Annotated in this window: 7 protein-coding genes; 5 read left to right on the forward strand and 2 right to left on the reverse strand. The window is 29.1% G+C overall.

Going from position 1 to position 13,763, the window contains the following annotated elements; translation table 11 throughout:
• Positions 1-1,039 precede the first annotated feature (1,039 nt).
• Complete coding sequence (queF, locus tag HACICURT3053_RS01760) at positions 1,040-1,891, forward strand: NADPH-dependent 7-cyano-7-deazaguanine reductase QueF (protein WP_232037546.1); 852 nt, start codon at positions 1,040-1,042, stop codon at positions 1,889-1,891.
• A gap of 625 nt (positions 1,892-2,516) precedes the next feature.
• On the opposite strand, the gene acnB is transcribed toward queF, so the two are convergent.
• The gene (acnB, locus tag HACICURT3053_RS01765) at positions 2,517-5,111 is read right to left on the reverse strand and encodes a bifunctional aconitate hydratase 2/2-methylisocitrate dehydratase (protein WP_157992029.1); all 2,595 of its coding nucleotides are present in this window, start codon (positions 5,109-5,111) and stop codon (positions 2,517-2,519) included.
• A 2,102-nt stretch (positions 5,112-7,213) separates the two neighbouring features.
• The gene (gene lpcA, locus HACICURT3053_RS01770) at positions 7,214-7,798 is read right to left on the reverse strand and encodes a D-sedoheptulose 7-phosphate isomerase (protein ID WP_157992030.1); all 585 of its coding nucleotides are present in this window, start codon (positions 7,796-7,798) and stop codon (positions 7,214-7,216) included.
• Between the two features lie 354 nt (positions 7,799-8,152).
• On the opposite strand from lpcA, the gene accD reads away from it, so the two are divergent.
• The 4 genes from accD (at position 8,153) to coaA (ending at position 13,470) form a co-directional block, all read left to right on the forward strand.
• Positions 8,153-9,049 carry an acetyl-CoA carboxylase, carboxyltransferase subunit beta gene (accD, locus tag HACICURT3053_RS01775; RefSeq protein WP_157992031.1) on the forward strand — a complete coding sequence of 299 codons (897 nt, stop codon included), beginning with the start codon at positions 8,153-8,155 and terminating at the stop codon, positions 9,047-9,049.
• Between the two features lie 70 nt (positions 9,050-9,119).
• Complete coding sequence (gene folC / locus HACICURT3053_RS01780; protein ID WP_157992032.1) at positions 9,120-10,376, forward strand: bifunctional tetrahydrofolate synthase/dihydrofolate synthase; 1,257 nt, start codon at positions 9,120-9,122, stop codon at positions 10,374-10,376.
• Positions 10,377-11,182: 806 nt separating this feature from the next.
• Positions 11,183-11,827 (forward strand): adenylate kinase, encoded by a 645-nt coding sequence (gene adk, locus HACICURT3053_RS01785; protein ID WP_157992033.1) that lies wholly within the window; start codon positions 11,183-11,185, stop codon positions 11,825-11,827.
• A 692-nt stretch (positions 11,828-12,519) separates the two neighbouring features.
• Positions 12,520-13,470: a type I pantothenate kinase gene (gene coaA / locus HACICURT3053_RS01790; protein ID WP_157992034.1), complete on the forward strand. Its 951-nt coding sequence runs from the start codon at positions 12,520-12,522 to the stop codon at positions 13,468-13,470.
• Positions 13,471-13,763 lie beyond the last annotated feature (293 nt).

The raw sequence follows: 13,763 nt of genomic DNA on the forward strand, positions 1-13,763 counted from the left end.
TATTATAAAATAGCTATAATAAACAGAATGTGAATTGAAACTCAGTTTAACTAATTAAGACTCTAAATAAATCAATGTTTATAAGTTGTAATATGGTAATTTATCTATTTTAATAATGTCTAAAAGGTTTCTATTTATAATATAGACATACTGCCTTTTTTGCCTTATTATCTAGTAAGCTTCCCTAATTCAGAGATCTGACCGATCTCCTTTTATTTTATAACTTCGTTAATATTTTCAAAACTATAAGAGTTATTGATCTTTATTATGAAATTAAATTAAGTAATCTTTCTATAAAATTTAATTATCTTAGTCACAACTTAGATAATGGATCGTTTCCTAAAAATAAGAAAAATTGTATTTTGTAGAATAAAAACTTATTTTTTAAAGTTATCTTTTATTTTATATTTATTCTTAATATTACATTTTATAATTATTTTTGATAGGATCAAATCATATTCGAAATAGCTATCATCTCTTCAGTTATTATCCATTGATAATATGGTTCAAAAAAAATAAATTAATAGTTATTTAATAAATTATTTTTTATGAAAAATAAAGTTATTTAAATAATATGGGCTATATGTATTAAGTATTCCTTTCCTTTATTAATTAGTATGATTTATTTAAAAATGAATTATCAGTTGATATAATTAATATTATATTAGATCTTGTTATAATCAATAATCTTAATGGTATTGAGCTTGCCTTGTATATGTTATAGAAAGGTAAGAAAATGAATTCTATTTAGTGGAAGGGTTGTTATAAGTAATTAGGACGATTTCTATTTATTAGAAAATATAAATATATTATTTATTAAACGCATAATTTTAGAAAGCATTTCAGATTTAACCTATTTCAATATACGACATATCATCCATACGATTAAAAATCACTATAAATTTAGCGATATACACCTATTGATTCTTCTACATAAATATAGAAGTTTTTTCTAGATTCATAATAAATAGATACCATAGAATAAAATACATTAAGCTTGTCTACCATAAATATGGTATCCTTATGCTAAGGAGAAGCGATGTCTAAACCTATCAATAATGATATACATCCTATGTATAGTTTTTTACTAGGGAAAAAAACACAATACCATACTGCCTATGATCCTACACTATTGTATCCTATTCCAAGACGATTACATCGTGATATTTTAGATATCAGTTCATACAACACGCCATGTTATGGCGAAGATCTTTGGATGTTATATGAACTATCTTGGCTAAATAAACAGGGTTTACCCCAAATTTCTATTGGAGAAGTAGTATTTAATGCTAAAAATATAAACCTAATTGAATCTAAAAGCTTTAAACTATATTTAAACAGTTTTAACCAAACAAAATTTACCGATTTTAATGAAGTATGCCAAACTATTGAATTCGACTTAAATAAATGTGTAACCGGATTGGTTAGAGTCAGATTATTCTATATACAGGATATAGAAGGACAATCTATTGGATATTTAGATGGAACTTGTATCGACAATCAAGATATAGTAATAGATAAGTATACATTGCATTCTGATTATTTACTAAATTCTACTAATCAGTGTGTTGTCGAAGAAAAATTAATGAGTAATCTACTAAAGTCTAACTGCTTAATTACACAACAACCTGATTGGGGAACAATACAAATTAGCTATCGCGGACCACAAATAAATCATGAATCATTACTTCGTTATTTAATTTCATATCGACAACATAATGAATTCCATGAGCATTGTGTAGAGAGAATTTTTTATGACATATTGCGTTATTGCAGCCCAGAAATTCTGAGCGTGTATGCTCGTTATACCCGTCGTGGTGGATTAGAAATCAATGTCTGGCGCAGTAATATAGATTATATTCCAAATATATCTCGCTTGGCACGTCAGTAGAACTCTATTTACATAGAATCAGAAAATCGCTTTGAAATTATTATTGATATTAGATTAGTTATATTAAACCAATTAAGATGCAAATTTTTTTGCATAATCTCATTTCTTAATCAAGAAAATTTATTGAAATTTCGCAATAATTCAATCTTTTTTCTAAACTAATTATTTATATTAACATATGTACTACCATATCTATTCTTAATGTAATTATACATTTTTACAGTATTTATAGATATCTATTATACATCATAGCTTAATGCCATATCTCTCTTTTAATAAGAGAATATTCTAACATATGCATAATATTCTGTCAAAAGTATCATTTATTATTTTTGTTAGGTATTTATATTGCTTAAATTCTATATTAGGCATCATTTCCTTTACTTATTAATAAGTCTTAAGCGATAAAGATAATATCGTTTAACAAATTACGAATAAATAATATACATTATTATGTAATCGTTAAGAACGTAGTTCTCACGCAATATCTATTGATATTCCATTATATGCTAATTAAAAAGTAACTTTAGATTAATTCTCTATTAAGACACATTAGAATGATTTATCAAATTTTATATTTTAAACAATTTTTTAATTGTAGTGATACAATGACACTAATTTATATCTAAGTTTGAAAAATTACTTTGAGATTTTTATTGTCATTCTTACATAGTTGATTAAAATTTAAAAAATTATAGTTTTTCAAACAAATATCATTTACTTGTTTCATAAATTCCTTATACTCAATACAGCTGGGCAATCTTCCTAACAAAGATGCTATAGAAGATAATTCGGCGGATGCTAAAAATACTTTAGCATTAGTGCCGAGACGATTAGGAAAGTTTCGGGTGGAAGTTGAAAGAACAGTCGAACCATTCGATACACGTGCCTGATTGCCCATGCATAAAGAACATCCTGGCATCTCCATTCGGGCACCGCTATTGATAAAAATACTATAGTAACCTTCTTGTTTTAGTTGCTCTATATCCATTTTAGTCGGTGGTGCTATCCATAGACGTGTTGGTAAAGCATTCTTTTGCCATTTTTTTAATAACTCTGCTGCTACGCGAAAATGACTAATATTTGTCATGCAGGAACCAATGAACACCTCATCAATTCTTGTGTTTTCTACTTCAGATAAAAAGCAAACATTATCCGGATCGTTAGGTGCACATAATATAGGTTCTACAATCTCATCTAAATTAATATTAATTATTTCAGCATATTGAGCGTTATTATCTGCTTTTAATAGATGAGGATGTAATAACCATTTTTCCATTTGATCAATACGTCGCTTAATAGTCTGAGAATCTCTATAACCTTCTGAAATCATCCATTTTAATAATGTTACATTAGATTGAAGATACTCAATAACTGAATCTTGGCTTAAATCAATAACACATCCAGCTGCAGACCGTTCAGCAGAGGCATCTGAAAACTCAAAAGCCTGTTCTACCTTTAAGTTGGATAAACCTTGGATTTCTAGAATTCGACCGGAAAAAATATTCTTTTTATTTTGTTTTTCAATAGTTAAAAGACCTAATTTAATGGCATATAATGGAATTGCATGTACTATATCACGCAAAGTAATACCCGATTGAATCGTACCTGTAAAATTTACTAAAACGGATTCTGGCATATTAAGAGGCATTATTCCTGTAGCGGAGGCAAACGCCACTAAACCAGATCCAGCTGGAAATGAAATCCCGATAGGAAACCGAGTGTGAGAATCTCCTCCAGTCCCAACCGTATCTGGTAGAAGCATCCGATTTAGCCAGCTATGGATAATTCCATCCCCTGGACGCAAAGAAATTCCACCACGATCTATGATAAAATCAGGCAAGTTATTATGTGTTATTAGATCTATAGGCTTCGGATAAGCTGCAGTATGACAAAAAGACTGTAATACTAAATCTGCAGAAAATTTAAGGCATGCTAAATCTTTTAATTCATCCCGAGTCATAGGTCCAGTAGTATCTTGGGATCCGACCGAGCTAATCACAGGCTCACAATAAGTGCCTGGTAGAATTCCTTTAAGTCCACAAGCGCGGCCAACTATTTTTTGTGCTAAAGAAAAACCATTTGTTCTGACTACTGAGTTATGTTCTGGTTGTACCATTCTACTAATTGATAAGCATGAAGATTGTTGAGCCTTTATTGTCAAAGAACGACCAATAATTAATGGAATACGCCCACCTGCACGCACTTCATTTAATAAATCTTGATTTTTTAGCTTAAAGCGCGAAAGAAGTAGATTTGTTTCATGATTACGAATTTCACCACGGTATGGATAAATATCAATAACATTACCCATGTGTATTCTTGAAACATCAGCTTCAATAGGTAATGCGCCTGCATCTTCCATGGTATTGAAAAAAATAGGAGCAATTTTTCCACCTAAGCATACACCACCTCTCTTCTTATTCGGAATGTATGGAATTGTTTCTCCCAATAACCATAATAGTGAATTCGCAGCTGATTTTCGTGACGAACCAGTACCAATAATATCACCAACATAAGCTACAGGAAAACCTTTCTTTTTTAACGTTTTAATCTGTTGTATTGGACCTATATGCCCTTCCTCATCTGGCATAACACCTTGACGAGGATATTTAAGCATTGTTAAGGCATGAAGAGGAATGTCAGGACGGGACCATGCATCCGGGGCTGGAGATAAATCATCAGTATTGCTCTCGCCAGTTACTTTAAAGACTGTAACAGTAATTTTTTCTTGGACTTGCGGTTGACTGAAAAACCACTCGCAATTAGCCCAGGACTGTATAATATTTTTGGCATGTAGATGATCTTTTTTTGCTTTTTCTTCAACATCATAAAATCGCTCAAACATTAATAATGTGTGAGAAAGGGCTTTAGATGCAAGAGAAGCTAATTTATTATCATCAAGTGCATAGATCAGGGCATTAACATTATAACCGCCCTGCATAGTACCCAATAATTGAACCGCTTTTTCAGAATTAATTAACGGTGACTTAACTTCACCTTTAACAATAGAAAAGAGGAAAGAAGCTTTAATATATGCTGCTTCATCAACACCTGGAGGTACTTGATAAGTGAATAAATCTAAGAGAAATTCCTCTTCTCCCTTAGGGGGCGATTTTAGTAATTCTACTAACTGAACTATTTGTCTGGAATCTAAGGCCTGAGGAACCACTCCGTTAACAGCGCGCTCTGCAACATGCTTGCGGTATTCTTTTAGCACAAAATTCTCCTCACTTTTAATATCCTATAGAAGATAAGCCAATAAAAGAGACTACATTAAAATAAAAAACCTCTTCTAGATAATTTACTATCTTACTAATTATATAAAAAAGTGGAACTGTAAGATAAATTAGTCTCATTACTTTTTAGAAAATATAATGTAATACACAATATACTAAAAAATAAACAGTTTTCTTAATTTGATGATTAATTATATTGGGCAAAATAAAAATTATATATTGATATTTTCTATTTTATGATATTTTATATGATGCGATATAAAATAATTTATAAACTCTAAATTTAATTTACTAGGTATATGAATATTTATTAGATATTTAGGAATAACAAAGATCTAAACAAACTAACATGTTATGGTTCATCTATGAAATACACTAACAGAATTAAAATAAATATATTCTCTCATAACCTGAGAGATACTCTAAATTATATCCGATCACCTAATATCAAGGATTGTTTTTTTTGATCAAACGTGTTTGATAGATGTTCATATAATAATTAGCTATAAACAGTAAGATTGTCATTACTGTTAAAGTGATAAGATATCTTATCATATTCATATAAAAATTGATAACGAAACATGCTAGAGAATAACGCATTAATAATACTTATTATAAATTTAGTTAAGTTATTCTATCAATAAAAAACATTTATTTGAAGTGAGAAAAATAATTTAACTTTCATCTAGAAAACTTTTCTTAGTGCTCTAAAATAGGCTAAATAAAATTTTACTTTAATTAAACTCTTTGCTGTTGATAAACGAGAAGAATAATTTTACGAAAATTTTTATACATCATTACTGAATCATTTAATTTTCTATATCAATATGAAGATATTGTTTATAAATTAGAAACAGCGTTCTTGATCCTATTAATCAATTTGTGTCAATTTCCTCGAACAATATATGCACGCGTATTAAGCACGCGTCATATGATGTATTTGATGCTTTTATCAAAATAAATATTACTAGAAAATAAATATCATATAATTCAAAATTTCTCATATTAATTATCTTAATAATCTATAGCTAAATCATTCATATAGATTTTAACTGTTCTCTTTACTTAAGAAGTATCCCAAAAAAATCCAAATTATTTAAGCGCTACTACCTATTTAATTTTTTTATTCAATCAGAGGCAAAATTTTTTTATGATCATCTTTTTTTTCAAAAATAAATACCGATGATCACAAAAAAATCACACCAGATTACTTGACACATAAAATACCTTTAATAAAACATGAATTTTAGATATTTTAATTTATAATACAGTCAATCTTCTTTTTTATTCTAGATCTAATATTAAAACTGCGCTTCAATTTAATCATTAATACACTATGAGTATTATTGACTCTAGCATCATCAAGTATTATTTCATTTCCGAGAAACCACTTCAGATAAAAAGAACGTTTCTAGTTCCACTTAAAATAATTATATCTTTATTTAGATTTGTAACACTTAAATAAATTTTTTTAATTTGATCAAACTGGATTTATAACTTACATATCGTGATTAATTAGTTTATAGTTTATGTCTTTAGAAATTAACTCTATTGTTTTAACAAACGAGATATCTTATCCTATGTATTATACGATAAGATATATATACAAAATACTAAATTAATAAATCATAAAAGATATTTTCTTAACAAGAGAATCAATATCTGATAATTCCTGAATAATCATTATAATCATTTACAATTAAAATTAAATTAATCTATAGGGTATTCTACTTAGACCCGTTTTAAATATAAATAGGAAAAACTATGTCACTGAGAATAGAGTATATTCTAAACAAATTAAATATCAATCTACCGTTTCACATATATTATTTTATACATTAAATCCGATAAAAAATACATTAATTATTCTAAAACTATTTATTCAAAAACTTTAGTATTCAGACTACAATTAAGCATTTTCTATATTTCATAAATCCTCTCTTAACAATTATTTCATGATTCTTTAATTTTTAAAAAAATAGTATCAATTTAATACCATAAAAATAGGAACTTCATAATAAAGTATTTAACTTGTTCCTATTAGATTTGATTTTTTCATATATACACCGCTATATAACAGTAATCACTTTAATCTTTTCATTTCTTGCTCAATTAATAATATTAAGATATGAATAATTTTAATGTGAACCTCCTGAATTCGATCAGCGTAGCCAAAATGTGGAACACAAATTACCACATCCGCAATACTGTTCACTGTAGCATAATCTGTTCCTGTAAGAAAAATAGATTTCATGTTTTTAGAGTATGCTGCTTTTATTGCTTCAATTACATTGACTGAGGATCCGGAAGTAGACAATCCAAGTAAAATGTCGCCTGGTTTACCTACAGCTTCAATATAACGTGAAAAAACATAATCATATCCAAAATCATTACTCACGCAGGAAAAATGACCGATGTCAGAAATAGCAATTGCAGGATATCCTCGACGATTTTCTCGATAACGACCAGTGAGTTCTTCTGCAAAATGTATTGCGTCACAATGTGACCCACCATTACCACAAGAGAAAACTTTTCCTCCTGATTTAAAGACATTCGCTAATAACACCCCTGCACTCTGTATTAACTCAATATTTTCTTTTTTTTGAAGAAAGAGAGTTAACGTATCTGCTGCTTGATTCAGTTCAGAAAGAATAAGATCCTGATACATAGAAAATCCTTGTAAGCGACTAGTTTATCATGGTTAGGCTAGTAAGGATAAAAAAATAATAAAAATACCAATAATGATAACAACCGAGATTTGTTGATCTTCTTGTAAGAAGAAGTTTAATAACTATTAAAATTTACATATGATAATTTACATATGATAAACGAATAATAGTTATCAATAAAATAATGAATTTACATTTAAATATATGTTAAAATATAAACATTTTATGTGAGTGTATTATAATGTAGAGCTCAATCTTCTAAATATATGTTTAAAGAAACATTGTATTATATACTATAATCTTATTAGATTATCAGATCAAAACTTAATTGTAGGAAACATCACAGGTTAGCGATGAGTTGGATTGAACGTATTCTTAATAAAAGGAGAATTACTCCATTACGTAAAGCATGTATTCCTGAAGGGCTATGGACAAAATGTAGCAGCTGCGGACAGATCCTATATCGTGCTGAACTAAAACGTAATCTAGAAGTGTGTCCAAAATGCGATCATCATATGCGCATGCATGGTCGTGATCGTCTTCGTAGTTTTTTAGATTCTGGCTCTTTTCTTGAGCTTGCTAGTGAAATGGAACCTAGAGACATACTTAAGTTTCGAGACTCTAAAAAATATAAAGATCGATTGATTTCTGCCCAAAAAGAGACTAACGAAAAAGATGCATTAATAGTGATGAAAGGTACTTTGTGTGGTATCCCGGTTGTTTCAGCAGCGTTCGAGTTTTTCTTTATGGGGGGGTCCATGGGATCCGTAGTTGGAGGACGCTTTGTTCGCGCAGTAGAGCAAGCAATTCAAGATCACTGTCCTATGATTTGTTTTTCATCTTCAGGGGGAGCTCGAATGCAAGAATCCCTAATATCACTTATGCAAATGGCAAAAACAAGTGCTGCGCTAGAAAAAATGCAAGAAAAAGGATTGCCATATATTTCAGTTCTAACTGATCCTACAATGGGAGGAGTTTCTGCTAGTGTTGCAATGTTAGGTGATCTCAACATTGCAGAACCAAATGCACTAATTGGTTTTGCTGGGCCACGCGTAATCGAACAGACAGTTCGTGAAAAACTACCAGCAGGATTTCAGCGCAGTGAATTCCTCATTGAAAAAGGAGCGATTGATATGATCTTGCGACGCCCAGTTATACGATTCAAGATTGCTAGTATGTTATCCAAAATAATGAATCTTCCTATTCCGAAAGAAGTGCTTAACACCTCTTTACTCAAAACTAGAGACTAAAAAATAGATTATTGTGAAAAAGAAATGTCTTATCTTATATAAATATTTACTCACTTGACATACCTAAAACATGAATAGCTTACCTAAAAAAACATCATCCATAGGAACCTGGTTACATTATTTAAAATATCTCCATAGCCAGCCTATTGCTCTGGGGTTAAAGCGTGTCAAGCACGTAGGTGCCGTACTAGATCTATTAACTCCCTCTTCTCTTGTATTTACTGTTTCTGGAACTAATGGCAAAGGTACGACTTGTCGGGCTCTAGAAATTATGTTGTTAGCTGAAGGCTATACAGTTGGAGTGTATAATTCTCCACATCTTACACACTATACTGAGCGTGTACGTATTCAAGGAAAAGAGTTAACAGATATCGCACATACATCAGCGTTTTCAGAAGTTGAAACAGGACGCTCTAATACCCCGCTTACTTATTTTGAGTTTAGTACATTATCAGCATTATGGTTATTTAAACAAGAATCTCTAGACGTCTTGATCCTTGAAGTTGGCTTGGGCGGGCGTCTAGACGCTACTAATATTATTAATGCAGATGTAGCAGTAGTAACTAATATCGCGCTTGATCATACGATATGGCTTGGAACAGACTGTGAAAAAATTGGTCGCGAGAAAGCTGGAATCTTTCGCAAAGGAAAACCAGCAATAATTGGAGATCCACATTCGCCACAGTCGATTAAAGATGTGGCAACAGAAATAGGTGCACTTCTACAGCAATGCAACTCTAGCTGGTCCTATAAAGTAGCTACTGATAGCTGGTCGTTCTATGATGCTCATGGAAGCCTAGAGCATCTATCTTTACCGAAAATACCAATAAATAATGCCGCTACCGCTCTTGCTGCGTTGAGAAGCTCTCCCTTATATATTGATGAAACCAACATTCGCCTTTCTCTTCATCAAGCGTCTTTACCTGGTCGGTTCCAAATAATATCTGAAGAACCTCGAGTAATTCTTGACGTAGCGCATAATCCCCACGCAGCGCAATATCTTTCCAAAAGACTTATAGAAATTAAAAATCAAGCACAAATACATGCTGTAGTCGGTATGCGTAATGACAAAGATATTTCCGGCACATTTTCCTGTCTTACCCAAGACATAGATTATTGGTATTGCGCCTCATTAGAGGGGGCATATGGTAGTACTGCTAAAAAACTTATATCATATCTTAATCAAGCAAAAGCCTTTCCATCAGTAGAGTTAGCATGGATAGATGCGCTGAAAAATACAAGAAAAAAAGATATAATTTTAGTTTTTGGATCTTTTCATACCGTTAGTAAAGTGATAAAAAAAATTAATCAATGTAAAATACAATAATAGATAAAATATAATAATAGAACGAGTCTATACAAAAAGAATAAAAAATCTCTTATCATTCAATGATGTATCTTAAATAAGATTAATTATATTAAATTAAATTAAACGTGAAATTCCTAAAAATATGATTGATAAAATATCATGAATATCTTTTAGATCAAGAAATCTAATTTTAAAAGACAAAAAGAATGCTATTCTAAGAATATTAACTAATACAAAGTCTATTTCTTTCAATTTAGAACAAAAGAACAATTCATAAAATCTAGAATCTTTAATCAAGTAATTGGATGATTTTGATAAAAAATTTTTACTAAAAAAGATTATTTTTTATATAAAATTATCTGTTTTATTAACAATAAGGTCATTGAATAACAAGTCACTTTCTATTAACCAAATAAAAAATATTATTCATTGAGATGCTCAGCTAGATCTAGAAAAAACCACGAAAAAGAATCTTGATCTTGACATACTAAAGAATAATATACAAAAAATCTCTTATACAGACATTGCATAAGAATCTATATTTTTATATCCAAAGCTACTATGAAAGTAATATTATATGATTGATCGTAATATGTGCAGAAAATATCTTAGGCTGAACTAGAGAAATCATCTGTCTAAGAAAAATAATAAATTATACTAATCGATATACAAAATCGTATCTTATATAAATAAAAAGATAATTGATATTATTTCATATTTTATGCTTCAATATCTCAATAAAACATTCTTTTTTAAAAAATCACTTGCATTGTTTTTTAGGTCTATGAGTATTAATACTCTTTAGTGTTAAAAGGATTAGTACAATGCGTATTATTTTTCTTGGAGCTCCAGGTACTGGAAAGGGAACTCACTCCCAATTAATTATAAAAAAATATAACATCCCTCAGATCTCAACAGGGGAAATGTTTCGTAGAGCTATAAAATTAGATTCTAAACTCGGTCGACAAGTGAAACAATTGTTAAGCATTGGTCAATTGGTTCCTGACGAACTAGTAATTCAATTAGTTAACAATCGTCTGATTGAAGATGATTGTTCAGAAGGATTCCTATTAGATGGATTCCCACGAACTATAGCTCAAGCTATATCTATAAAAGATATGGGCATTAAAATTGATAAAATATTAGAATTTGTTGTTCCAGATCAATTAATTATTAATAGAATCACTGGGCGTCGAATACATGAAGCTTCTGGTAGAATATATCATTCTATTTTTAATCCTCCTAAAATAACTGGACAAGACGATATTACTGGAGAGCCACTAATTATACGAGAAGATGATAGAATAGAAACTATACATCATCGTTTAATAGAGTATCACCATCTTACTTCTCCTCTTATTCATTACTATCAACAAGAGGCATGTTTAGGTAACACAACGTATCATAAGATCAATGGTGCACGGACAATTTCTGAAATCAATAATGAATTAATAAAACTTTTCAAATAATTTAACATCGTTCTATCAAATGTTCTCATAAAAAATCATCTAAAAATGATTATCTTATTCTTATTGCTTTAAAATTTAGATTTTCTCTTAAAATAAAGTTATTTTAATATACATAATCATTGTATGAATAAAGGTAAAATATAATAAATTATAAACTATATTTTTCAATATAAACTGAATTTTTCAGACTATTTAAACTCAATTTAATCTAAACACCAAACATATTAACATGAAACTATCTTAGTAATAGTAAAAAATAAAAGCATTGTAGTATCATTCATCATGTTCTTATAAAGATGTTAATATGTCAACATTACACATGTGTCAATATATTCTAAGAAATAATTTGTTCATTGCATCAAAATACCTCTTCTAAATCAGTTGCACAAAATTTTATATTGACTAGAATATTTACTAGAACGTTGAGTAATTAATTTTATAATAAAGACCATGACATTTGTTTATAAACTAAGATGATCTAAATACAGTCAGAATCTTTTCCTGTTCTTAAATTGAGATTTGTTCTAATTTATTTGATTGCTATATGTATTGAAAGTTCATGTGGAATTATTCTATAATATCTTTCGTCTTATTAACTAATAAGACTTATCAACCTAAACTGATAAATTAATTTTTATAGTATAAAATGGACGTGTAATCACTAATAGTAATATCCATACCAACAATATTCCATGTTTACTAAATTTTATTTATCTTTGAACTGCAACCGATTGGAAGAATTTTATCACTTAATATTAATGATACTTTCAGACACCACAATTACTCAATTAAAAAAAATTAATAAAGCGCTTTCGATTAAAGAAATAATGGAAGTGTATCTTCCTTTATCCTATTTAATTCATTTTTATATTAATTCCAATGAGAAATCTCAAGACATAATCCAAAAACCTTTTAATAGCCCTAAACAGAAAATCCCTTATATTATTAGTATTACAGGTGGCGTTTCTTCTGGAAAAAGCACTATAGCTCGTATATTACAGATATTACTGAATCATTATTTAAAATATAGATACGTTGAACTAATTAGTACTGATGGGTTTTTGTATCCCAACTCGGCCCTTAGAGATCGAGGCTTAATAAAGAAAAAAGGGTTTCCTTTATCTTATGATATTTACCATTTAATTAAATTCGTTTCAGATATAAAATCCGGATTTTCTCCAGTCATAGCTCCATTATATTCTCATCTTGTCTCTGATGTAATTCCTATTAAGAAAAAAATAGTTCAAAAACCTGATGTTCTAATACTAGAAGGATTAAATGTATTGCAAAGCGGAATTAATTATCCGTATTTTGATAACACGATCTGTACATCAAATTTTATAGATTTCTCTATTTATATTGATGCATCACATGATTTACTTCAATCTTGGTATCTTAACCGTTTTCTTGGATTTAGAAAAAGCGCTCTTACAAATCAAAAATCTTATTTTTACTATTATTCTCAATTATCTAGAAAAGAAGCTATGCGCATTGCTAACACAATATGGTATCAAGTTAATTACCGCAATTTAATAGAAAACATTCTGCCGATGCGCGATAATTCTACTTTAATTATCACTAAAAGCCTAAATCATCTGATTAAATCATATCAAATAAAAAATAATTATTACAACCTAAAATAGTAATTTTTAAAAACTGATTCTTGCCAAGATTATTTTGTCTTTTCAGATACAATAATCTATGATCTAAATCATCAATTATAATTATTGATGATAATTAATATAATTTTATATTATAACTTATATATTAACTCTCCATAGATTAAAGATGTTTTTTTAAAATAAAAATCATATAGATCTAGATAGATAGATAATTAATGTATCTATTATTAATAGATCTATATAAAATAAGAAAAGAAAGTCTTTTATTTAGTATAATATTTAACAAATCTCTACTATGACAATAAGTGATCAAA

Source organism: Candidatus Erwinia haradaeae, from assembly GCF_900698855.1.
In the GTDB taxonomy this organism is placed as follows: Bacteria; Pseudomonadota; Gammaproteobacteria; order Enterobacterales; family Enterobacteriaceae; genus Erwinia_E; species Erwinia_E haradaeae_F.